Raw genomic sequence first — 21,974 nt, forward strand, 5'->3', positions numbered from 1 at the left:
ACCGGAGGACACGATGACGACCGAGCCGACGCCGAACACGCCGCCCGAGGGCGGCCCGGCACCCGCCGCGAGCACGCCGGCCTGGGGCGAACCGGCCCCGGCGAACTGGGGTGATCCGGCGGCCGCCCCGCCGAAGAAGGGCTGGTCCGGCAAGAAGACGGCGATCGCGGCCGGCATCGCGGTGGTGATCGCGGCCGGCGGCGGCGCGGCGATCTGGGCGGGCACCAGCAGCGCTGACAATTCGGCCCAGCAGGGCCCAGGCGGCTTCGGCGGCCCGGGCGGCGGCCAGTTCCCCGGCCAGGGCGGTCCGGGCGGCAACTTCGGCGGTGGCTTCGGTGGCGGAATGGCGGCGCTGCGCGAGGCGCTCCACGGCGACTTCGTGGTGTCGAACGGCAGCGGCGGCTACACGACCGAGCGCCTCCAGACGGGCGACGTCACGGCACTGAGCGCGACCTCGGTGACACTGACGAGCAAGGACGGCTACAAGCAGACGTACACGCTCGACGGATCCACCCAGAAGACGGGCGACGTGAAGCAGGGCGACACGAACGTGACGGTGGTGGCGAAGGTCGAGGGCACCGCGGCGACGGCGACTTCGCTGGGCCAGGCGACGCAGGGGCAGCGCCAGCCGGGCCAGCGCCGAGGCGGCAACTACTCGGCCCGCCCGACGAACTGACCACGGCCGGGGGCGCCCTGCCCGGCAGCCCCCGGCCCGCCCCACCCCGGTGAGCCGACGACTCCCGAGCATGCCGAGCCGCCCGCCAACGCTCCCGCCCCGAGCGCCCCAATGTGGCCTTCGGTGCGTTCAACGCAACCAAGGCGGCCTTCGGTGCGTTCAACGCAACCAAGGCCGCCTTGGGGCGCTCGGGACCCACGACCTTCCCGATCAGGGAGCGCCCCGGTGCCGCGTACCCCTCCCGCCGCATCGGGGCGTTCCCGCCCACTCCGCCCGCCGACTAGGGCACAGTTGCGGGTGTGCACGACATCCGCGGGTCCCTGCGACGCCAGTCGCTGCTGGTCGCGCTGGTCTGCGTCGTCTGCGATGCCGCCCTCTTCACCCTCCGCGGGCCGCTCGGCGAAGGCGGGGCCGGCTGGCGCGCCTGGGCCGTCCTGCTCGCCGGGATCGCCGTCAACGCCGCCCTCGCCGGCCCCGCCCGGTACTCCGGCTGGGTCGCCCTCGCGCACGCCCTCCTCTTCGCCGGCTCGCCCCTGCTTCTCTGCACCTGCACCGGTTACGTCGTCGGCAACAACGCCGGCATCCTCATCGCCGGCTACCGGGCGGGCGCGTGGCTGCGCCCGAAACCCGCCGTCCTCGCGCTCCTCGCCCTGCTCGCCGGCGTTGTCGCCGGGTGCATCGAAGGCGGTGGGCGCACCGCGTCCGACTGGCGGCTGATCGCCATCAGCGTCAGCGTCAGCGGGCTCCTGCCGTGGCTGGTCGGCCGGTACACGACCGCCCGGCGCGCCTACATCGCCGATCTCGAGCGGGAGGCGGACGAACGCCGCCAGCACGAGGAAGAAGCCATCCGGCGAGCCGTCACCGAGGAGCGCACGACCATCGCGCGCGACCTCCACGACGTCATCTCCCACCACGTCAGCGCCATCGGCGTGCACGCCGGCGCCGCCCGGCTAGGCCTGCCCGACGGCGACTCGCCGGTGCGGAAGTCGCTCGGCGCGGTCGAGTCCGCCAGCCGCTCGGCGATGGCCGACCTGCGCCGGCTGCTCGACCTCCTGCACGCGGAGACCAACGCCGAACAGCCCGGTCTGGACAACCTCGACGAGCTGGTCGAGACCGTCCGCGCGGCCGGCCTGCCGACCCGGCTGACCCTGCGCGGCGAACCCCGCGAGCTCCCTGGCTCGCTCGACGTCGCGCTGTACCGGATCGCCCAGGAAGCCCTGACGAACGCGTTGCGCCACGGCGAGGGCCCGGTCGAGGTGGAGCTGAACCACGGCCGCACCGAAGTCGTGCTCACGGTGACGAACGGCCTGCGCGCGGACCGCCCCACCCAAAACGAGCACGCGCACCGCGGCCTGGCGGGCATCCGCCAGCGCGTCACCCTGTTCGGCGGCCAGGTCTCCTACGGCGAAACCGGCGAGCACTGGCAGCTGCGCACGACCTTCCCGGTGGAGAGCACATGATCCGCGTCCTGCTGGCCGACGACCACGCGATGTTCCGCTCCGGGATGCGCGCGCTGCTCGACACCCAGCCCGACTTCACCTGCGTCGGCGAGGCGTCCGACGGCCGTGAAGCCGTCGCCGAGACCGCCCGCCTGCGCCCGGACGTCGCGGTCCTCGACGTCCGGATGCCCCGCCTCGACGGCCTCGCCGCGACCGAGGCGATCCTCGCCGCGCCGGGCAACGACACCCGCGTCCTCGTCCTCACGACCTACGACGCCGACGAGTACGTCTACCGCGCGCTGCGCGCCGGGGCGAGCGGGTTCCTGCTGAAGAGCCTGGCGCCGGAAGAGCTGGTCGCGGCGATACGGGTGGCCGCGCGCGGCGACGCGTTGATCGACCCGTCGGTGACCCGTCGGCTGGTCGCGAAGTTCGCGTCGGTGCTCGAACCCGCGGCCGCCGAACCGCCCGAGCTGGCCCGGCTCACCTCCCGCGAGCGGGAGGTCCTGCTGCTGATCGCCAACGCCTGCAGCAACGCCGAGATCGCGCGGCAGCTGCACGTCGGCGAGGAGACCGTGAAGACGCACGTGTCCCGCGTGCTGAGCAAGCTCGGACTGCCCGACCGCGTGCACGCCGTCGTGTACGCCTACCGACACGAACTCGTCCCGGGCGACCGGCCTGCTTAGACTGGCCGGATGAGGCGCTGGATCACCTTCGCGGTCGGGGTCGTGCTCGTGCTGGTCGGCGCCGTCTGGGTGCTGCAGGGCATCGGGGTGATCACCGGCAGCTTCATGACCGGGCAGAAGCTGTGGTTCCTGATCGGGCTCGTCGCGTTCCTGGTCGGCGTCGTCCTGGTCGCCGCGAACCTGACGAAGCGGCGCAAACCTACTTCGTGAAGATCTCGAAGATCGGGTAGCCGGGCGCGATCTCGCGCAGCTTCTCGTCGGACGCCTTGGCGTCGACGCCGTCGAAGAACACGCCGACCTCGAACTTCCAGCGCTTGAGGTACGCGCGGAGGATGCCCGGCTTCTCGTCGTCGCCCAGCTCGCGGAACGTGAACTCCTCGACGCGGCGCCCAACGCGCAGCGTGCCCTGGCCGGCGGCCCGCAGGTTCCGCACCCACTGCGTCTCGCCGCGCGGGGCGACGAGGTAGCGGACGCCGTCGACGGTCAGCAGGTTGACCGGCACCGACCGCGGCTCCCCGCTCTTGCGGCCGACCACCGTCAGCACCCGGCTGCCCCAGACGCTGAAGCCCATGCGGGTCAGCTTCGCGACGGCTTCGTTGAAGGCGTTGGTCGACTTCTTCGGCTCGATGTAGCGGGCGGCGGTCATGGTGTCCTCCGAAGTTTGGGAGAGCAGTGCTCTCGGTTAAGAGCAGTGAACACCCGAGCACCGCACTCTGTCAAGAGCAGTGCTCTCTATTTTGTGCGCCGCTCTCGTCATGGCACACTGATCCCCATGACCGCCACCAAGACCGCGCGCGAACGTGCCCGCGCCGAACTCACCCAGGAGATCAAGGACGAGGCCCGCCGCCAGCTCGCCGAGGTCGGCGCGCACGGGCTTTCGCTGCGCGCGGTGGCGCGGGAGCTGGGCATGGTGTCGTCCGCGCTGTACCGGTACTTCCCCAGCCGCGACCGGCTGCTCACCGACCTGATCGTCGACGCCTACAACGCGATCGGCGAGGCAGCGGAAAACGCCGACCCGGGCAAGGGCGCCCCCCGCGACCGGTGGCTCGCGATCTGGCAAGCGACGCGCGACTGGGCCCGCGCGCACCCGCACGAGTACGCGCTGATCTACGGCTCGCCGATCCCCGGCTACCAGGCCCCGCAGGACACCGTCGCCCCCGCGGCCCGGGTCGCGCTCGCCCTGGTCAAGGTGCTCACGCACACCGAGCTGCGGGCGATCGACGGCGAAGTCGCGCCCGAGCTGCGCGCCCAGGCCGAGACGCTCACGAAGGTCCTCGGGATCGTCGCCGGGCCCGAGACCGTGACCCGGCTGCTCATGGCGTGGACCCAGCTGTTCGGGGCGATCAACTTCGACCTGTTCGGCCAATACGTCGGCAGCGTCGACCCGGCCGACGAGTTCTTCACCCACTCGGCGAGGCGGATGGCGGAGTTCGTCGGCCTCTAACTTCGTCGGCCTCTAGCGCAGCCAGGTCCGCAGCAGCAGCTCGAAGGCGTCGGCGATCACCGTGTCGCTCGTGCCGTCCGGGCTCAGGTAGCGCTGCCGGAGCAGGCCGTCCTCCAGCGCGTGGATGATCAGCGCGAGGAACGCCGGATCGGCCGGCGGTTCGACACCACGGGCGGCGAACGTCGCCCGGACGCCCGACTCGATCAGCTCGCGCGCGGCCCGCTCGTTCGCCCCCGCCGACGGCCGCGCGTCCGGGTTGCGGAGCGCGTACAGCGTCAGCTCGGTGCGCAGCGCGAACCACTCGGTCAGGTGCTCGGCGCGCTCGGCGTGCCAGTCCTTCAGCCGCGCCAGTACATCGCCCTCCAAAGCGGCCACCTCCGCCGCTTCCTGCGAGCGACGCTGGACCAGCAGCGCGACGACCAGCTCGTGCTTGTCCTCGAAGTTGCCGTAGAACGCCCCGCGCGTGTACCCGGCGCGTTCGGCGATCTGCTCGACCGACGTGCCGTTGACGCCGCGCTCGGCGAACAGCTCCGCGGCCGCCGCGAGCAGCCGGTCCTTCGTCCGTTCGCGGCTTTCCGCCCGCGTCAGCCGCTTCCCCGTCACGGCCGAGACGGTACCGTCGGCGCGAGGAGCATCGGCGGGAAAGGCGGGCACGACGTGACGGGGTGGGCCGGGAAGGTCGGCAGGATCCGGGTGATCGGGACCGGGGTGATGGGCCGCGGGATCGTCCAGCTCGCCGCGACGGCGGGGGTGACCGTCGAGCTCGCCGACGTCCGGCGCGAAGCCGTCGCCGAAGCGATCGAGCACGTCGGCGCGATGGCCGACAAGCTGGCCGCGAAGGGCAAGCTCGAAGACCCGCGGGCGGTCAAGGACCGGCTGGTCGCGGTGGACGCGCCCGACGCGCCCGCGGACGGCGTCGACCTCGTCGTCGAAGCCGTCCGGGAGGACATCGGGACGAAGCGGGCCCTGTTCGCCGGCCTCGAGCGTGTCTGTCCACAAGAGACGATCTTCGCGACGAACACCAGCTCGCTGTCGGTCACCGAGATCGCCGCCGAGCTGGCCGATCCGGGCCGGCTGATCGGCCTGCACTTCTTCAACCCCGTGCCGCTGATGCGCCTGGTCGAGGTGGTCCCGGGCACGCGGACGCACGAGTGGCTGCCCGGCGAAGCCCTCGAGCTGGTCAAGAGCTGGGGCCACGAGCCGGTGCTGGCGAAGGACGCGCCCGGCTTCCTGGTCAACCACGCCGGGCGCGGCCTGAACACCGAGGCGCTGCAGATCCTCGCCGAGGCGCTGGCCGAGCCGGCCGACGTCGACCGCGTCGCGCGGGACGTGCTCGGCCTGAAGCTCGGGCCGTTCGAGCTGCTCGACCTGACCGGCCTCGATGTCTCCCACGCCGTGCTGGAAAGCATCTGGAGCGGCTTCCACGGCGAACCGCGGCTGCGGCCGTCGTGGCTGACCCGGCCGCGCGTCGCCGCCGGCCTGTTCGGGCGCAAGAACGGCGAGGGCTTCTACTCCTATGTGGACGGCAAGCGGCAGGTCACCGAAGAGCCGGCAGCGCCGCCCAAGCCGTCGGGCCCGGTGTTCACGGCGGACGAGCACCTGGGCCGGTTGCTGTCGGCGGCCGGTGTGCAGGTGGTGTCGGACGCGTACCCGGACTCGGTCCTGCTCGTCCCGCTCTACGGCGAGTCCACAGTGGACGCGGGTACTCGTGCGGGGCTGCCGCTGGACCGCGTCGCCGGCGTCGATCCCTTGGGCGGCTACGAGCGGCGCCTGACGATGTCCGTCCACCCGGGCCTCGACCCTGCGGCGGGCCGCGCGGCCTGGGGCGCGCTGGCGGCGACGGGCCACCCGGTGACGGTGGTCCGCGACGGCCCGGCCCCGATCGCCCAGCGCCTCCTGGCGTCGATCGTCAACACGGCGTGCTTCATCGCGGGCCAGAACCTGGCGTCCCCGGAGGACATCGACACGGCGGTCCGGCTGGGACTGGGGTACCCGCGTGGGCCGCTGACCTGGGGAGACCTGGTGGGTGGCGACGTCGTGCTGCGGATCCTGCGCGGCCTGGCCGCGTCCACCGGGGATCCGCGGTACCGGCCGAGCCCGTGGCTGACCGAGCGGGTGGCGCTCGGGCTGCCGCTGACGTCGGCCGGAACCACCCCCGCGGACCTGCGCTGACGCACCGACGGAACCAGGCCGCCTCCGAAGGATCCGGAGACGGCCTGGTTCACCCGAGCGTCACCAGGGGCGGTCGACTGTCCCGCCCGCATCGGTGTAGGTGATGTAGCCGCCCTGGAAGTTGCTGCGGTACACCCCGTTCGACTTGGACTCGTCCGAAGTCGGATAACGCAAGTACGAGCGCTCCCAGCCGAGAGCCGCCCAGCGCTTCCGGATCTCGCCCTTCACGACGTGCGCGCCGGTCCCGTTCGTGAAGTAGATCGAGTGGCCGAGGCTGAAGTGGTTGAACCGGCCGACACCGTCCGGCGTCCCGTCCTCGTCGTTGATCGGATAGCCGAGACCGCGCTCGTAGCCGTAGTCCGCCCACTTCTTCCGGATCTCACCGTAAATGGCGTGCGCACCCGTCGCGTTCGTGAAGTAGATCGAGCCCACGTTGCCGTTGTTGACGAAGTGGTTGAACCGGCCGATGCCGTCCGGCGTCCCGTCCTCGTCGTTCGTCGGATAGCCGACTCCGCGCTCGTAACCGAGCGCCGCCCACTTCTTCCGGATCTCACCGTAGAGCGCGTGCGCGCCCGTCGCGTTCGTGTAGTAGATCGAACCGACGTTGGTGCCGTTGATGAAGTGGTTGAACCGGCCGATGCCGTCCGGCGTCCCGTCCTCGTCGTTCGTCGGATAGCCCACTCCACGCTCGTAACCGAGCGCCGCCCACTTCTTCCGGATCTCCCCGAAGAGCGCGTGCGCGCCCGTCGCGGGCGTGTAGTAGATCGACCCCACGTTGCCGTTGTTGACGAAGTCGTTGAACTGACCGACGCCGTCCGGAGCCGCGGCGGTGTCGGACGTCGGCGGCCCGAGCTTGCCGTAGGCGAGGTACTTGTCCAGCACCGGACCGGTGACGAACTTCGTGCCACCCGCCGCGCTCCAGTACAGGCGGCCGTTGGCGTAGGTCCGGTAGTGGACCGGGCCGTCGGTGACCTCGGTGCCCGTCGGCGCCCCGAGCTTCGTCCGCAACGCCGGGTCGGCGTTGTAGCGCTGGTCGATCGGGGTGTCGTAGTTCGCCGTCAGAGTCAGGTCGCTCGCGCCGACCGTGACGATCCACGTCGTGTCCGCCGGACCGCCCTGCCAGCCGGTGAACTTCGAGACGCCGTCGGTGCCCAGCGGTGCGGCCTCGACGTCGAAGCTGGCGCCCTCGGTCACCAGCGCCGTGCTGACACCACCTTCGACCGGGATGCTCAGCGCCGCGGGCTGCGTGCCGAGCAGGGTGATCCGGTGCCGGCGCGGCATCGCCGTGTACGTCTTGGACGTGGTGACGCCCGCGCTGTCGGTCACCGTCGCGGTGAACTCCATCCGGGAGTCCGGGTGCTCGGTGAACGGCTGCGCGAAGCTCGTCCCGGTGCCGCCGACGCCGGGGTGCGAGTGGCACGTCGCCTCGCTCGGGCAGTGCCGGACCGCGGTCGTCCACGTGACCGGCAGCGTGCCGTCCTCGGCGTCCGTCGCGGTGGCGTTCAGGCTGACCTGCTGGGCCACCGCGAACGTCGCGGTGTCCCCGGGCGTGGTCAGCCCGATCTCCGGGGTGTGGTTGCCGGGCGCGACCGCGATGGTGGTCGTGCCGGTGGCCCCCAGCGGATCCCGGACCGTCAGCTTCGCGGTGGACGACTCGGTGCCCGCCGCGTAGGCGTGGTTCACCGCCGGGCCGGCGTCGGCGACCGTGGTCCCGTCCCCGAAGTCCCAGTCGTACTTCAGCACGTCGCCGTCGTAGTCGACCGACGCGGAGCCGTCGAACGACACCGTTCGGGTGTCCGGGTCGGTGGTCGACGTGGCCTTCGCCACCGGCGCGGTGTTGCCCGACGAGTAGCTCAGCCGCCGCAGGGTGCCGCTCGTGATGTCGGCGTAGACGATGTCGCCGTTCGGCGCCGCCGCGAACTTCGTCGGGCCGCCGATGCCGGTGAAGGCCGGCGGGTTTTCCGGGGCCTGCGTGAGCTTGCCCTGGTCGTCGTAGCGCAGCGTCCAGATCTTCTGCCCGACGTAGTCGCCGAAGAAGTACGAGCCGCGGTAGGCCGCCGGGTAGCTGGATCCGTTGTAGACGATCCCGCCGGTGACGCTGTTGCCCTGCATGACACCGCTGCCGTGCTGGTACTCGAAGATCGGGGCCTGGTTCGCCACGCCGGCGCAGCCCGCGAGCCCGGTGTAGCCGGGGGTCGCGTGGGTGCCCTCCCAGCACGGCCAGCCCTGGTTGCCGCCGCGCTGGACGACGTCGACCTCTTCCCAGGAGTTCCAGCCGACGTCACCCACGACCGGCAGGCCGAGGTTCTGGTCGATGCTCATCCGGAACGGGTTCCGGAAACCGCGCGCGAAGACCTTGCTGGCGGTCGAGGCCGGGTTGGCCGCGTCGTAGTACGGGTTGCCCGGCACGCCGTTGCCGTCGGCGGTCAGGTGGAAGATCTTGCCGTACGGCTGGCCGATGTCCTGGGCGCGCAGCGCGCCCGGGTCCACCTTCGTGAAGTCGCCGCTGTCCCCGATGGACAGCCACAGCGTCCCGTCGGCGGCGGCGATGATGCCGTTGATGCCGTGGACGTTGAACATGCCCGGCACCTCGAACAGCGTCTGCTCCCCGGTCAGCCCGGTCGGCGCGCCCGCCGCGTCCACGGTGACCGTGAACCGCGCGAGCCGCATGACGAAGCCGCTGCCGACGTTGATCGAGCGCGTCAGGTAGATGCTGTGCGACGTCGGGTAGTCCGGCGCGACGGCCAGCCCGACGAGGCCGAGGTCCTCCTCCGTGCGGACCGGCAGCGAAGCGATGTCCCTGCCCGCCCCGTTCACCGGCAACCAGCGCACGCCGCCGCCCTTGCCGATCACGAGGGTCGAATCGTCCGGCAGGTACGCGAAGTCGGTGAGCGGATCCTGCCCCAGTCCGGTGTCGGTGTCCCGCAGCACGAACCCCTGCGGGAGTGTCGCCGCTGCCGCCACCCCCGTGGACACGACGGGCAGCAACGCCCCTGTCAGCACCGCCGCCACGAAGGCGTGACGTAGTGCTCTGAGCTTCCCCAAGGCCATGTGGCCCCCCTTCCCAAGCGATCACTTATCGCCTGGGCAGGGGGGCCAGTTGCACTCTGTTAAGTGAATTTATCTGTTCGTGACCTACTGTCCGTGTCGGCCAGAGAGAGGTTACGGAACAACCTGCACGACATCGCCGACGTGCAAGGTGGTGAAGAACTTCAGGGACGCGCTCGCCGACAGGTGGATGCAGCCGTGCGAGTACACCGAGAGGCTGCCGGTGTGGAAGGCGTCACCCGGGTAGAAGAACACCGAGTTCGGCATCGGCGCGTTGTCGAACTCCTTCGACAGGTGCACCTTCTCCTTCGACAGCACGTGGAACGTACCGGTCGGCGTCGCGTAGCCCTTGCGGCCCGGCAGCATCGGCACCGGACCGTAGACGACCTTGCCCCCCTGCAGGATCCACGCCTTGTGCGCGGAGATGTCGACGCAGGCGGCGGTGCCCGACGCGGCGGCCGCGGCGGCGCACGGCACGCCCGGGTCGCTCGCCGGAGCAGCCGGCTTCGGCTTCGGCTTGGGCTTCGGCTTGGCCGAGGTGCTGGTCGGCGCCGGCTTGGTGGTCGACGGCGTCGGGGTCGCGCTCGTCGTCGTGGGGGCCGCGGTGGTGCTCGAAGTGGTCGGAGTCCCGCCGCCGGTCCCGGCCGCGGCGACGGCACCGCCGCCCGCGTTCGGCCCCCCGGACGCCGCCCCACCCCCGGAGCAAGCGGCCAGCACGAACGCGGTGGCCAGTGCGGCCGCTCCCGCCAGAAGCCTCTTCACGATCCGTTACCCCCATACTCGATCATCGCTTGTGGACACCCGTAAAGACGGTGGTCACCCGTTCGAGGTTCGTCCGGAAAGGTCACGATTTGGGTAGAAGGTGAACCCGCGGTGATCGTTTCGCCGTAGGACCAGGCTTCTCCACCCTCGGGTTGACGCCGGGTTCCACCCGGGCCCGATCCCCACGCCGACGAAAACCCACCGCCGTTCGCCGAAGCTGGGAGCACCTCGGAAACCAAGGAGCCCCGAAATGCCCAGCGCAGCGAACGTCCTGCTCTACGCGGTCATCGCCGCCTACGTCCTCTACAAGGTCGTCTACAAGCAGGTCCGCGGCACGCTGCTCAACCGCAAGACGCTGGTCGTGATGCCGCTGATCCTGGTCGCCGTGGGCGTGTACTTCGCCGCGAAGGCCCTACCCGGCGCGTCGCCCGCGGAACTCGGGCTGCTCGGTGCCGACCTCGTCGTCCTCGCCGGCCTGGGGGTCCTGCGCAGCACCACGACGACGCTCACCGAGCGCGACGGGACGACCTTCCAGAAGGGCTCGGCCGTCACCGTCGGGCTGTGGCTGCTGACCATCGCCGTCCGCGTAGGGCTGGTCGCGCTGGGCACCGCGCTCGGCGTCGCCGGGCCGCTGACCTCCGCGTCGATCGCGCTCACCCTGGGCGTCAGCATCGCGGTGCAGAACGCGACGACGTTCTCCCGCATCCAGCGGCGCGGCCTGCCGCTCGCCGACCAGCGCCCGGCGGCGCTCAGCCGCTGACGCGCCCCAGCATCCGGGCGTACATCCGGCCCGGGCTGGGCACCGACGGCGGCACCAGGAACCCCGGCAGCGGCGGCAGCGCGCCGACGAACGCGCCGAGCCGCTCGTACAGCGCGGCCGCCCCGGGCGGCCGCGCCTCCGGGTCCTTCTCGAGCATCTCGGCGAGCAGCGCGTTGAGCTGCTTCGGGATCCCCGGCACCGGCGGCGGCAGCTCCTTGACCTGCCGTTCGAACACGGCGTACGCGGTGGGCCCGTCGAAGAGCCGCTGCCCGGTGAGCATCTCGTGCAGCACGCACCCCAGCGCGTACAGATCGCTTCGCGGTTCGGCGCCGCCCCGCTGGATCTGCTCGGGCGCCATGTACGACGGCGTCCCCAGCAGCTGCCCGGCCCGCGTGAACTGGGCGGCGTCGGCTTCGCGGAGCACCGCGAGCCCGAAGTCCATCACCTTGACGCCGCCGTCCGGCCCGAGCATCAGGTTGGACGGCTTGAGGTCCCGGTGGCACACCGCGAGCGCGTGGGCGGCGGTCAGCACCGCGCACGCCTGCGCCGCGATCGCCGCGGCCCACGGCACCGGCAGCGGCCCGTGCTCGGCGAGCAGGTCGGCGACCGTCACGCCGTCGACGAACTGCATGACCTGGAACAACCGGTCGTCGTGCGTGCCGTAGTCGTACAGCGTCGGGACGCCGGGGTGGTCGAGCGTCGCCAGGATCCGTGCTTCGCGCGCGAAGCGGGCTTCGAGCTCTTCGTCGCGTCCCGGCAGCCTGAGCAGCTTGATCGCCACGCGCCGGCCCAGCCGGCGGTCGTGCCCGCCGTGCACCGCGCCCATCCCGCCGCGCCCGAGCGGCAGCTCGTCGAGCTCGTAGCGGTCGGCGATCAGCATCCGTTCCCCTATCCGCCTCCTGGGCGGAGCCGTCCTTCGACAAGTCCCGCGAAGCCTAGCCGGACCAGCTCACGGCCCGTTTCCGCCGTCTCGCGCAGGACGGCGTCGAACTCGGCGAGCCGCCGGAAGACCTGGCCGTACTCGCGCTGGACGCCGATCGCGACCCGCGGGATCCGCACCCGCCTGCCGTCGATGCGCGTCGACGCGGACGCGGCGGGCAGGTCGGCCGCGCGCAGGCAGCCGGCCAGGAAGTCCGCGTCCAGCCGGCCCGGGTCGACGCGGTACACCGTCAGCCCGGCGCCGACCGGTTCTGTTGGTCCACTGTGGACGTACGCGATCCCGGTCACGGACGCGACGACGTCACCCGCTTCGGCGCTCGGGGGCTCGGCGTCGGCGCGAGCCGCGTGCTTGACCTCGACGACCCCGGCCTTGACCAGCTCGCCGATCGTCGTGAACGCCGGTTCGGTGTCGGCGGCTTCGAGCGGCGGCAGGCGCGGCACCAGTCCGGCGAACCGGCCTTGCACGGCTTGGAAAGCCTGGCCGAGGTCCTCGTCCCGGCCACGGCGCCGGGCCGGCGTGAGGTCGACGTCGTCGTCGAGCAGGTCGATGATCCGAACGCCGGATTCGGGGTGCTCGCGAAACTCCCGCCACATCTCGTCCACTGTGGACAGCTCGTCGCCCGCCTCCGCCAGCAGCACGGTCGACGGCGGGCGCTGCCCGGGCACCGGCCGCCGCAGCAGCCAGAGGTCGGGGCCGGCCGGCGTCAGCGTGACGACCGCGCGGACCGCGCCCGCGCGCAACAGGTTGCCGCGGATGCGTTTCCCGCTGCGCCGCCCGGCCGCCGCGCCCGGCATCAGGATCGTCACCGCACCACCGGGTTCGACGTGCGCGAGGCAGTGCTGCACCCAGGCGAGCTCCGGCTCGCCTCGCGGCGGCAGGCCGTACTCCCAGCGCGCATCGCCGACGAGTTCGTCGTGCCCCCAGGCCCGTTCGTTGAACGGCGGATCGCACAACACGGCTTCGGCGGCGCGGCCGGCGAAGGCGTCTTCGCGCAGCGCGTCGACCGCGTAGACCTCGGCCTCGATGCCGCGCAGCCGCAGCCGCAGCGTCGCGATCGACGCCGTCATCGGGTCACTGTCCTGGCCCAGCACGGTTTTCGCGCCGCTGGCCAGCGCGAGCGCACCGAAGCCGCACGCGGGGTCGAGGATCGTCGAGACCGGGCCGGCGAGCCGGGCCATCAGCTCGGCGACCGGCTCCGGCGTGGCCGTCAACCGCCGCGAATGCGCTTCGAAGTACCGGCGGCACAACAGTTCGAACGACTCGAGCGGCCCGGCCCGGTGCGTCATCTCGCTGAGCAGGGTGAGCAGCTCGGGGTCGTCGAGCTTGCTGTCGAAGGTGTCGAGGATCCCGGCCTGGAAAGCGAAGAAGACTCCCGCGCGGTTCACGCGCTCGGCGAGGTCGAGGTCGTCGCCCAGGGCGCGCAGGCGCTGCCACGCGCGTTCCCCGGCGGACAGCTCGAACTTCTTGCCGCGGGCGCGGAACCAGCCGGCGACGGCGGACAGGCCGAACAACGGGCTCGACGCCGTGCCGCCGACGGGCGGCGGGAAGTCCGGGTAACGACGTCGCCAGTTGCTCACCGCGGCCCGGCCGACCCCGGCGAGCCGCGCGATGTCGGCCGCGCTGACCGTGGCGTCGTCGTCCATGGCGGGCACTCTATCGGAGAGTGCTCCATTCAGACGAGTTGCTTGTGAACTCAGTCAACCAATGCTTTCATGGGAGGCATGACACACGATCGGTACGTCCTCCGGTACGCCGCGGGGTCGGACGTCGGCAGGCGCCGCCAGGTCAACGAGGACTCGCTGTACGCGAGTTCCCGCCTGCTCGCCGTCGCCGACGGCATCGGCGGCCAGCCGCACGGCGAAGTCGCCAGCGCGACCGCGGTCGACGTGCTGCGCGAGCTCGACGTCGACCTCCGGCGCGTGGACCTCACGGGCGTCGACCTGGCCGCGACGCTGGCCGGCGTGGTCAAGTCGATCGACGAGCGGCTGACGGAGGTCGCTTCGAACGAGCCGACGACCGAGGGCATGGGCACGACGCTGACGGTACTGATGTTCGACGGCGTCGAGTTCGCCGCGGCCCACGTCGGTGACTCCCGCGGCTACCTGCTGCGCGAAGGCGGCCTGCGGCGGCTGACCCGCGACCACACGCTCGTGCAGGCCCTGGTCGAGGACGGCCGGGTCGCGGCCGAGGACGCGGACTCGCACCCGCGGCGTTCGCTGCTGATGAAGGCCCTGCAGACGGCGGGCTCCAGCGACCCCGACATCTGGACGTTCACCGCGAAGCCGGGCGACCGGTACCTGCTCTGTTCGGACGGCCTGACCGGCCCGGTGAACGAAGCCACCCTGCGCGACGTCCTGGCGGCGATCCCGGACCCGGCCGACGTGATCCCGGAGCTGATCCGCCTGGCCAACGAGGGCGGCGGCCCGGACAACATCACCTGCGTGGTGGCCGACATCGTCGCGGCACCGGCCACCACCAACGGCTGAGACCCGCCTTCGGGTCCCGGAACACCCATCCGGTATCGTCTCCTGCGGAGGATTGGCCGAGCGGCCTAAGGCGCACGCTTGGAAAGCGTGTTGGGTTCACGCCCTCGCAGGTTCGAATCCTGTATCCTCCGCACTTGAACAGGCGAAACGCCGGGCCGCGCGCCCGGCGTTTCGTCGTTCCGGCCGGAAATCCGTGGCCTGCCCCGAATCCGGCTCGCACGAGCACTTGCCCGTGCGGATGCGGCGGCGCCGTTCAGCCTGCCCGAAATGTGAAATGTCTTTCGAGCGATTGCCGGACAAATCTGCTTGTCCACGGGGAGTTACGGGCAGGGCTGAGCGCAGCCCGTTGCTCCGGTCGCGCTAGTCTCACCCCGACCCGAGCCCGACGCTTCCAGAAAGGCCAGCAGTGGCACGAAAACCGCTCTGACCTGGGGTAGCGCCGGCCAGCGACTTCAGTGTGCGAAAGACGTGCCAGGTCAACCCCGGCACGCACCGTGATCGGCCCGGCCCCGGACGTCCCACGTCCGGGGCCTTGCTGATTCCGGGCCCGTGATCACTCCGCACAGTCAGATGATCACGCTGAGTCGTTGGATCTGTTTCAATGGATTCGCCCCCGTACGACCGACGAAATTTCGAGGAGTAGAGGCCCGATGGCCGGAGTCGAAGAGATCCGCGCTGGCATCGCGCTCGCCAATGAAAAGGCGTCCGCGAGCATCGCCGCCCTGCAGCAGGCAGCGCAGTCTCTCGAAGAAGCCCAGCAGTCGCTCGCACAAGCGACGCAGGGCAGCAGCCAGCACGAAGTGAGCCAGGCACACGGGTTGCTGGCGGAGGCACTGCAGGGCATCAACGGCCTGCAGAGCACGGTCCAAGCAAGCATTTCCTCCGCCGACTCCTACTCGGCGCGTCTCTAGCCGGATGACGCTCGCCGATCTCCACCAGCTGCTCACCGCCGTCGTGGCCGGGCTCGCCGACGCGCGCGCCCACTCCGAGCGGGCCACAAGCCTGCTCGGGGAGGCCCGGCAAGCTCTCGTGGACGCCCAGGCCAAGGCCGATCCCTGGCTTCCTTCGCAGTACGCGCAGGCCGGCGAGGGGCTGGACCAGCTCCTCGTCCGCCTGGCCGCTGCGGAAGATCTGGTGAGCGGATACCGGTCGCGCCTGTAATCCTTTTGGGGACACCTTTTCTTGGGGACGCCGATGGCCAACAAGTCAGCCGAGCAACGCAACCGCGTCGAAACCGCACTCGACCGGGTCCGCCACCAGATCGGACTGGTCCTGGGCGCGGCAGCCGGCGCGCGCCAAGCCGCGGAAGCCGATCTCGCCAAACTCGAGCTGGAGCGCGACATCGTCCGCGTCGGCATGAACCACGCCACTCCGGAACAGCAGTCCGAGTGGTCCCGGCACCCCGCCGCGCACGAAGTGTTCGGCGCGCTCGGCAGTGTGCGAAGCGCTTTCTACACCGACTGGGGTCAAGGACCCTCGACGCTGCGCGAGCTCGTCTCGCAGAACGCACCCGGCCCGGCCGGGCTGCCGCCGGGTGACTGGCTCGGGCGCGTCGGCCACAACGCCGGCATCACCTCGCCCGGCCTGTGGCGCGTCGGCTCCGCGACGGCGGCCGGCGGCGACGCCACCCGCACGTTCGACGTCGCCGTCCCGCTGCTCGACGAATCGCACCTGGCGATCACGTCGGCGCCGAAGACGCGGCCCACCATCGACGGCATCGTGCAGAACCTGCTGATCCGCGTGCTCTCGACGTTCGAGCCCGGCGCGGTGCGCGTGCACCTGTGGGACATCGGGCAGCTGACCGCGATCCTGCCGGACCTCTACCCGCTGAGCCGCACGAGTGCGCTTTCCCTGTACGACCCGGGCCGGCTCGAGGACCTCCTCGACGAGCTGGCCGGGCACATCCGCCGCATCCACGCGACCGGGATGCAGGCGGGGCACACGTCGCTGCGGGAGCTGCGCATCGCCCGGGAGGAGCGGGTCGAACCGTTCCGCATCGCCGTGCTTTACGGCAACGGCGAAACGCTCGAGCCGGAGCGCGCCCGCGACCTCAAGCGCGTCGCGAGCGGGGCGCTGGCCGCCGGGATCTGCCTGATCATGATCGACGTGCCGACCGCCGTGAGCGCGTCGGTCGAGACGCTCAGCCTCATCGACGACCGGCACGCGATCAGCAGCATGTCCGGCACCGACCTGGTCGTCGACCTGGATCCGCCGATGCCGTCCGGGCAGGTCATCCGCGCCGCCGACCGGATCGCCGCGGCGCTGATCGCCAAGCAGGGCGGCCCGCGGTCGTTCGACGACCTGCTGCCGGCCGAGATCGGGCACGAAAGCTCGGCGCGGGAGCTGCGCGCGCCGGTCGGGTTCTTCGAGGGCGAGCCGGTCGAGGTCGTCATCGGCGACGCGAGTCCGCACGCCCTGATCGGCGGACCGTCCGGTTCGGGCAAGACGAACTTCCTGTACGCGCTGCTCGGCAGTCTCGCGGCGCGGTACACGCCGGACGAGCTGGCGCTGTACCTGCTGGACTTCAAGGAAGGCGTCTCGTTCGCCGGGTTGGCGCCGGGGCGCAAGGACGCGAGCTGGCTGCCGCACGCGCGGCTCGTCGGCGTCAACGTCAACACCGACCGCGAGTTCGGCCTGGCGCTGCTGCGCTTCCTGGCCGACGAGCTGCGGCGCCGGTCCGCGGCCGCGAAGGAGCACGAGGTCACGAACCTCGCAGACCTCCGCGAAGCCGACCCGGGCGGGCACTGGCCGCGGATCGTCGCGGTGATCGACGAGTTCCAGTACCTGTTCGCCGGCCGCGACCAGGTGACGGCCACGGCCACGCAGCTGCTGGAGGACATCGCGCGGCGCGGCCGGTCACAGGGCATCCACCTGGTGCTGGCCAGCCAGGACGTCGCCGGTATCGAGGCGTTCTGGGGCAAGCCGGCGGTGTTCGAGCAGTGCACGCTGCGCATCGCGATGCCGAAGGCGCGGCGCGTGCTGGCCGAGACGAACAACGCGGCGGTGTCGGCCCCGAAGTGGCACGGGGTGATCAACCACGACTCCGGCGTCGCGCACGGCAACCAGCTGGCCCACATCCCGGACGCGAGCAGCAAGGACGTGTTCGTCAAGCTGCAGCACCGGTTGTGGGAGGAGTACGCGGGCCGGTTCCCGCGCCCGCGCCTGTTCGACGGCGCGCATTCGCCGGTGCTGGAACAGTTCCCGGCGTACCTGGACCTGAAGCCGAACTCACGGCCGCGGGCGCTGCTCGGCCAGTCGATCGACGTCACCGAGGCCGCGTGCGGTGTGGAGCTGCCGCGGGCGCCGGGCCGCAACGTCGCGGTGCTCGGGTCCGCGACCGCCGAAGCACTGTCCATCATGGACTCGGCGGCGCGCTCGCTGTCGCGGCAGTACGAGCCCGGCGAAATCGAGTTCGTGCTGAGCTGCCCGATCGAGGCCTGCGCCCCGGCGGCACTGGAGCTGACCGAGCGGCTGCGCTCCGACGGCCACGCGGCCACGCTGGTGGAGGACCTGACCGGCGTGCTGGAGTCGATGACCGGCGCATTGTCCGGCGGCGCGAAAGTCCTGCTCCTGTACGGGGTCGACGCTGCGCTGCCGACGTTGGAGGTCAAGGCCGTCGGGCAGCTGAAGAGCGGCCTCGACCACCTGCGGATGGTGCTGAAGCAGGGCCCGGGCCACGGCGTCCACACGATCGGCTGGTGGCGCAGCATCGCCCGGCTGAAGGACACGCTGGGGTTCGCGGGCACCGACGACATCGGCACGTGGGCGGCGCTCGACGTCCAGGGCAACGAGCTGTCGGTGTTCGCGGCGGGCCAGGTGGTGCACTGGTCCCCGCGCCCGGGCCGCGCGTTGTTCTTCGACCGCACGACCCACGGCGCCCCCGAAGTGATCATCCCGTTCCAGCGCCCGGAGAACGCACAGTGACCGACGACGGCGCGACCGCGGCCATGCGGTACAAGGAAATCATCGCCCTCTCCCGGGGCTCGGCGGAGAACCTGCGCGGTTGGGAACTGGCGCGCGCCGACGAGCTGACCGGGGAGATCGAGGAAGCCAAGAACGCCATCGAAACGGCGTCGGAGCGCGAGGCCCGCGCGGCCGAACGCGCGACGCGCTGGTGGAAGATGGCGCTGCACAACATCCAGGGCCTGCTCTGGCTGGACCCGGGCGACGAGCCCCGCCCCGTCCTGACGGCGCGTCCGGCTTATCTGGAGCGGTACCTCGAGGAGGTCAAGCCCAGTTACCAGGAGCTGGTCCAGGCGGTGCTGGCCCTGGGGTGGCGCGCCAAGCGGGCGGTTTCGAAGCGCGGGGAGCAGCCGCCGATCTAGACATCGAACACCGTGTCGTAGGGCTCGTCGTCGACGACGGGGGTCGGCTTGCGTTGCGGCGGCGCTTTCCGCGGCACCGCGACAAGCTGCCCGGTGGCGGCGACGGCTTCCCGGATGACGGCGGTGATCGTCCGGCTGAGCGTGACCGCATCGAACCGCAGGGCTTCGGGCGCGAGCCGCACTTCGCTGACGACTCCGCCGGGCCCGGCGAGGACGGTGACCGCCCGGTCCGGTGAGACCACGGTCGTGTGGTCGCTCCCGGCGATGCCCGCGAGGAGGCGCTGGTTCTCGGCCTTGCGATCCTCGATCTGCTTGAGCTGCCAGCGCATTTCCTCGATCAGCTGCGCGTTGTCGCTCATGCCAGTCTCCCCGGCTGGTGCGGTGTGTAGACGAACTCGTAGCACTTCCCGAACCGGTGGTCGATCAGCGAGTAGCCGCGGCTGTAGGCGACGCGGAGGAGATCCTCCTGGGCCAAGCCGATCTCCATCTTCCGGAAGTACACCTGCCGCCGGCCGTCGAGTTCCGCGGCCAGCACCGCCATCTGGTGTTCACGCGGTTTCATCGAACGACGGGTACGGACGAAGGTCAACGTCAGGCCACCGACAACCACCACTCCCATCAGAACGAGGAAGATCGTCCGCGCGACCGGAGACTCGGGCGAACCGGCCGCCGTGCTGATCACGACGTCTCCCCGCTGCGAAGGCTCCAAGCGACCCTCGCCGTCGCTTCGGCAACCGCAGGCCAGGCGTCTTCGGACTCCGCGACCACCGAAAGGATCACCACGGACCGGCCGTCGGGCAGAGGGATCTGGTACTCCGCCTTGATCTGGGCGCGAACGTCGCCTTCGGGCAGGTGGAACTCACCGCCGCTGATCGCGACGACGGCCGGGCCGATCGGCAGCCGCACCGGCTGCACCACCGCACGCTTGTGCCGGCTCCGGTATTGCTCGGCCATCGCCGCCACCAGGGCGTCACGGCTTCCGGGCGCGGCTTCGGGCCAGTGCGCCACGCCCAGCGTCAGCGTCGCGACGTCACCCTTGCGCCGGCCGACGGCGAACTTGCCGAACACCCGGATACCGTTCGCCTGCATGGTCGGCACGAGGGCCATCAGGTAGCTGCCGAACTCTTCGACGCTCTTCCCAGCACCACCCGCGACGTTCTCGGCGACGGTCCAGGCATGGCCGCGGTTCATCTTGTCGTCGGTGCCCACCGGCATCCCGGCGAACCCGGGAGGGAGGTCGATCTGCAGAGGCATCAGTTCCACACCTCGTCTTCCGCCCGCTCACGCTGACGCGCCGGCGCGTTGTCGGCCTGCGTTCCCGCGTCGGCCGCATTGCCCAGCGCCACCGCCACCCACGGTGCGGGCCCGGCGACGAGCGTGCCGGCGACCACCGCCGCCTGGTCCATGTCCTTGGGCACCCAGTAGTTCTGGAAGTCGTCCCAGGGGCTTTCGAAGGCCTTGCGACCCGCCACCTCACCGCCCGCCTGTTCGACGAGCAACCCGTAGCCCGCCACCTTGATCGCGGTGTCCGGAAGCACGTCGGCGAGTCCGGCCGCCGACGTGGCCGCGCCCGCCACGTCGAAGAACAGCGTCTCGGGCGCCACGTCGGCTCCGGCCGCCTTGGCGAGAGCGTGACCGCTGAGCGCCCCGAGCCCCAGGCCGGTGGCGACCACGCTCGCAAGCTTGTCGGCCGGCGGCGGCACGACATCACTCAGGACACCGATGCCGTTGCCGATGTCACCGACCACATCGGACACCTTCGAGATCACCTCCGCGTGGTCCTGGACGAAGTCCCACGCCTGGTCCGCGCCGTCCGCGAGGGTGTTCGACATGTCGACAAGTGCCCCGCCGACGGCGTCGGTCAGCTGGTCGAGGACGTCCGGCTCGTCCGGAGCCGTCTCCTTCGCCTTCCGCAGCGCCTCCGCGACCCGGGCCGCCGCTTCCGTGTGCTCCCGGCTGAGCTGCTTCGCCGCGTCCTGGATGTTCTGGCAGCCGTCGATCGACGTCTGGAGCTGCCGGCCCGCGTCGTCCAGCAGGCGTTGCGCGATCTGCAGCGACGGCTGGTCCGGGAACGTCCGGTCGGCCAGCGCGAAGTCCGGGTTCGCGCGCGCCTGCTCGGCCGCCTGCGCCGCCGCCTTCGCGCGGGCCTCCAGGTCGGCCGCGCGCTTCTGCAGGTCGCCGAGGTCTCGGGACCAGCCCTCGAGGGCGTCCGCGGCCTCGCCCATCGACCTCGCCGCGCCTTCGAGGTACTGCGGCAGCGGGCCGATGCGCCGCGCGAAGGCTTCGCTCGCTTCGCCCTGCCAGATGCCCTGCTTCCGGACGATCTGCCGCAGCGAGTCGTCGGCCTCGGTCAGGTCGGTGCTCACCGCGCGGTACTTGCCCGCCAGATCGGTGACGCCGTCCAGGTCGCCCGGAGCCGGGTCGAAGCCCAGGGCCGGGAAGTCGCGTTCGCTCATCGGCCGCGTCCGTCCAGGATGTCGGTGATGCCGCCGGTCGCGCCGCCGCCGACCATGCCGCCGCCGGGATCCGCGCCCGGATTCTTGCGTTCGGCCAGGTCGTTGATGCCCGGCACGCCGCCGGTGACTCCCCCACCCACCATGCCGCCGCCGGGATCCGCGCCCGGGTTCTCGCGTTCGCCCAGATCGTCGACCCCGGGCACCCCACCCGTCACCCCGCCACCCACCATGCCGCCGCCGGGATCCACGCCCGGCTCCTCGCGCTCGGCCAGGTCGTTGATGCCCGGCACGCCGCCCGTGACTCCCCCGCCCACCATGCCGTCGTCACCCAGCACGGTGCCGAACGAGCCGCCGCCGGCCGGACCTTCGCCGCTCGGCCGGCCGACCCGGGGGTAGTCCCCCCGCTGCGCGTGGGGCACGGTCGGGTCGTCGTCGCCCATCACCATCGAGCCGAACTTCTTCAGCTCGCCGCCGAACTCCGCTTCGATCTGCTCGTACTTCTGCTTCGCCTGCTTCAGGCGCTCCGTGATCCCCGAAGCCGCTTCGCCGAGCCGCCCGATCCCATATCCCCAGGCCTCCTCGAACCCGGCACCCGCCTGCCCCAGCTCCGCCGTCCCCAACGATCCGAACGCCCCGCCGCCGCCGAGCTTCCGGTTGGCGTCGGCCATCCTGTCCGCCGCCGTGCCGAGGTCGTCGATGAGCTTGCCCAGCTCGCCGGCCTTCACCGCGTACCCGTCCACGCCACCTCCCCTGTGGTCTCGTCACCAGTAAAGACGGCCGCGC

23 protein-coding genes and 1 tRNA gene are annotated in these 21,974 nt (G+C 71.5%); 13 read left to right on the plus strand and 11 right to left on the minus strand.

What is annotated here, in order from left to right:
• Positions 1-13 precede the first annotated feature (13 nt).
• From AB0M59_RS07430 to AB0M59_RS07445, 4 genes are all read left to right on the plus strand, one after another.
• Entirely contained in the window at positions 14-676 is a 663-nt protein-coding gene (locus tag AB0M59_RS07430) for a hypothetical protein (RefSeq protein WP_364610204.1), read from the plus strand.
• Between the two features lie 299 nt (positions 677-975).
• Entirely contained in the window at positions 976-2,136 is a 1,161-nt protein-coding gene (locus AB0M59_RS07435) for a histidine kinase (protein ID WP_364610208.1), read from the plus strand.
• The gene (locus AB0M59_RS07440) at positions 2,133-2,798 is read left to right on the plus strand and encodes a response regulator transcription factor (RefSeq protein ID WP_155547899.1); all 666 of its coding nucleotides are present in this window, start codon (positions 2,133-2,135) and stop codon (positions 2,796-2,798) included. The genes AB0M59_RS07435 and AB0M59_RS07440 overlap by 4 nt, the downstream gene beginning before the upstream one ends.
• Positions 2,799-2,807: 9 nt before the next feature.
• On the plus strand, positions 2,808-3,008 hold the full coding sequence (locus AB0M59_RS07445) for a hypothetical protein (protein WP_360666471.1): 201 nt from the start codon (positions 2,808-2,810) through the stop codon (positions 3,006-3,008).
• On the opposite strand, the gene AB0M59_RS07450 is transcribed toward AB0M59_RS07445, so the two are convergent.
• On the minus strand, positions 2,998-3,444 hold the full coding sequence (locus AB0M59_RS07450) for a nitroreductase family deazaflavin-dependent oxidoreductase (protein WP_364512814.1): 447 nt from the start codon (positions 3,442-3,444) through the stop codon (positions 2,998-3,000). The two genes, AB0M59_RS07445 and AB0M59_RS07450, sit on opposite strands and share 11 nt — an antisense overlap.
• A gap of 126 nt (positions 3,445-3,570) precedes the next feature.
• Between AB0M59_RS07450 and AB0M59_RS07455 the strand changes: the two genes are divergently transcribed.
• Positions 3,571-4,242 carry a TetR/AcrR family transcriptional regulator gene (locus AB0M59_RS07455; protein ID WP_364610212.1) on the plus strand — a complete coding sequence of 224 codons (672 nt, stop codon included), beginning with the start codon at positions 3,571-3,573 and terminating at the stop codon, positions 4,240-4,242.
• 12 nt (positions 4,243-4,254) lie between these two features.
• Here the strand turns inward: AB0M59_RS07455 and AB0M59_RS07460 are convergent, their stop codons facing one another.
• Positions 4,255-4,845 (minus strand): TetR/AcrR family transcriptional regulator, encoded by a 591-nt coding sequence (locus AB0M59_RS07460; RefSeq protein ID WP_364610215.1) that lies wholly within the window; start codon positions 4,843-4,845, stop codon positions 4,255-4,257.
• Between the two features lie 54 nt (positions 4,846-4,899).
• On the opposite strand from AB0M59_RS07460, the gene AB0M59_RS07465 reads away from it, so the two are divergent.
• Positions 4,900-6,414: a 3-hydroxyacyl-CoA dehydrogenase gene (locus tag AB0M59_RS07465; protein ID WP_364610218.1), complete on the plus strand. Its 1,515-nt coding sequence runs from the start codon at positions 4,900-4,902 to the stop codon at positions 6,412-6,414.
• 60 nt (positions 6,415-6,474) lie between these two features.
• Here AB0M59_RS07465 and AB0M59_RS07470 read toward each other — a convergent pair whose 3' ends face one another.
• A complete protein-coding gene (locus AB0M59_RS07470) occupies positions 6,475-9,465 on the minus strand; it encodes a PQQ-dependent sugar dehydrogenase (RefSeq protein WP_364610221.1) in 2,991 nt (996 codons plus the stop codon).
• 111 nt (positions 9,466-9,576) lie between these two features.
• Complete coding sequence (locus AB0M59_RS07475) at positions 9,577-10,224, minus strand: L,D-transpeptidase (protein ID WP_364610224.1); 648 nt, start codon at positions 10,222-10,224, stop codon at positions 9,577-9,579.
• A gap of 250 nt (positions 10,225-10,474) precedes the next feature.
• Here AB0M59_RS07475 and AB0M59_RS07480 point away from each other — a divergent pair, with 250 nt between their 5' ends.
• A complete protein-coding gene (locus tag AB0M59_RS07480) occupies positions 10,475-10,984 on the plus strand; it encodes a hypothetical protein (protein WP_364610227.1) in 510 nt (169 codons plus the stop codon).
• Here the strand turns inward: AB0M59_RS07480 and AB0M59_RS07485 are convergent.
• Both AB0M59_RS07485 and AB0M59_RS07490 read right to left on the minus strand, forming a co-directional pair.
• On the minus strand, positions 10,974-11,864 hold the full coding sequence (locus AB0M59_RS07485) for a serine/threonine-protein kinase (protein WP_364610230.1): 891 nt from the start codon (positions 11,862-11,864) through the stop codon (positions 10,974-10,976). The genes AB0M59_RS07480 and AB0M59_RS07485 overlap by 11 nt on opposite strands.
• A gap of 8 nt (positions 11,865-11,872) precedes the next feature.
• Complete coding sequence (locus tag AB0M59_RS07490) at positions 11,873-13,567, minus strand: N-6 DNA methylase (RefSeq protein WP_364610233.1); 1,695 nt, start codon at positions 13,565-13,567, stop codon at positions 11,873-11,875.
• A 78-nt stretch (positions 13,568-13,645) separates the two neighbouring features.
• Between AB0M59_RS07490 and AB0M59_RS07495 the strand changes: the two genes are divergently transcribed.
• The 6 genes from AB0M59_RS07495 (at position 13,646) to AB0M59_RS07520 (ending at position 18,735) form a co-directional block, all read left to right on the plus strand.
• Complete coding sequence (locus tag AB0M59_RS07495; RefSeq protein ID WP_364610236.1) at positions 13,646-14,410, plus strand: protein phosphatase 2C domain-containing protein; 765 nt, start codon at positions 13,646-13,648, stop codon at positions 14,408-14,410.
• A 46-nt stretch (positions 14,411-14,456) separates the two neighbouring features.
• Positions 14,457-14,541, plus strand: a tRNA-Ser gene (locus AB0M59_RS07500).
• A 519-nt stretch (positions 14,542-15,060) separates the two neighbouring features.
• On the plus strand, positions 15,061-15,321 hold the full coding sequence (locus AB0M59_RS07505; RefSeq protein ID WP_003056176.1) for a hypothetical protein: 261 nt from the start codon (positions 15,061-15,063) through the stop codon (positions 15,319-15,321).
• 4 nt (positions 15,322-15,325) lie between these two features.
• Positions 15,326-15,571, plus strand: coding sequence for a hypothetical protein (locus AB0M59_RS07510; protein WP_364610239.1), 246 nt, complete (start codon positions 15,326-15,328; stop codon positions 15,569-15,571).
• A gap of 33 nt (positions 15,572-15,604) precedes the next feature.
• Positions 15,605-18,334: an FtsK/SpoIIIE domain-containing protein gene (locus AB0M59_RS07515; protein ID WP_364610242.1), complete on the plus strand. Its 2,730-nt coding sequence runs from the start codon at positions 15,605-15,607 to the stop codon at positions 18,332-18,334.
• Entirely contained in the window at positions 18,331-18,735 is a 405-nt protein-coding gene (locus tag AB0M59_RS07520; protein ID WP_364610245.1) for a hypothetical protein, read from the plus strand. Before AB0M59_RS07515 ends, AB0M59_RS07520 begins: the two co-directional genes overlap by 4 nt.
• On the opposite strand, the gene AB0M59_RS07525 is transcribed toward AB0M59_RS07520, so the two are convergent.
• The 5 genes from AB0M59_RS07525 to AB0M59_RS07545 form a co-directional block, all read right to left on the minus strand.
• A complete protein-coding gene (locus tag AB0M59_RS07525; protein WP_364610248.1) occupies positions 18,732-19,094 on the minus strand; it encodes a YbaB/EbfC family nucleoid-associated protein in 363 nt (120 codons plus the stop codon). The two genes, AB0M59_RS07520 and AB0M59_RS07525, sit on opposite strands and share 4 nt — an antisense overlap.
• Positions 19,091-19,297: a hypothetical protein gene (locus tag AB0M59_RS07530; RefSeq protein WP_364610251.1), complete on the minus strand. Its 207-nt coding sequence runs from the start codon at positions 19,295-19,297 to the stop codon at positions 19,091-19,093. Before AB0M59_RS07530 ends, AB0M59_RS07525 begins: the two co-directional genes overlap by 4 nt.
• Before the next feature lie 116 nt (positions 19,298-19,413).
• The gene (locus tag AB0M59_RS07535) at positions 19,414-19,989 is read right to left on the minus strand and encodes a hypothetical protein (protein WP_364610254.1); all 576 of its coding nucleotides are present in this window, start codon (positions 19,987-19,989) and stop codon (positions 19,414-19,416) included.
• A complete protein-coding gene (locus AB0M59_RS07540; protein ID WP_364610257.1) occupies positions 19,989-21,191 on the minus strand; it encodes a putative T7SS-secreted protein in 1,203 nt (400 codons plus the stop codon). Before AB0M59_RS07540 ends, AB0M59_RS07535 begins: the two co-directional genes overlap by 1 nt.
• Positions 21,188-21,931, minus strand: a complete 744-nt coding sequence (locus tag AB0M59_RS07545; RefSeq protein ID WP_364610260.1) for a hypothetical protein — start codon at positions 21,929-21,931, stop codon at positions 21,188-21,190. Before AB0M59_RS07545 ends, AB0M59_RS07540 begins: the two co-directional genes overlap by 4 nt.
• Between the last annotated feature and the right edge of the window lie 43 nt (positions 21,932-21,974).

Source organism: Amycolatopsis sp. NPDC051371, from assembly GCF_040682155.1.
Lineage (GTDB): Bacteria > Actinomycetota > Actinomycetes > Mycobacteriales > Pseudonocardiaceae > Amycolatopsis.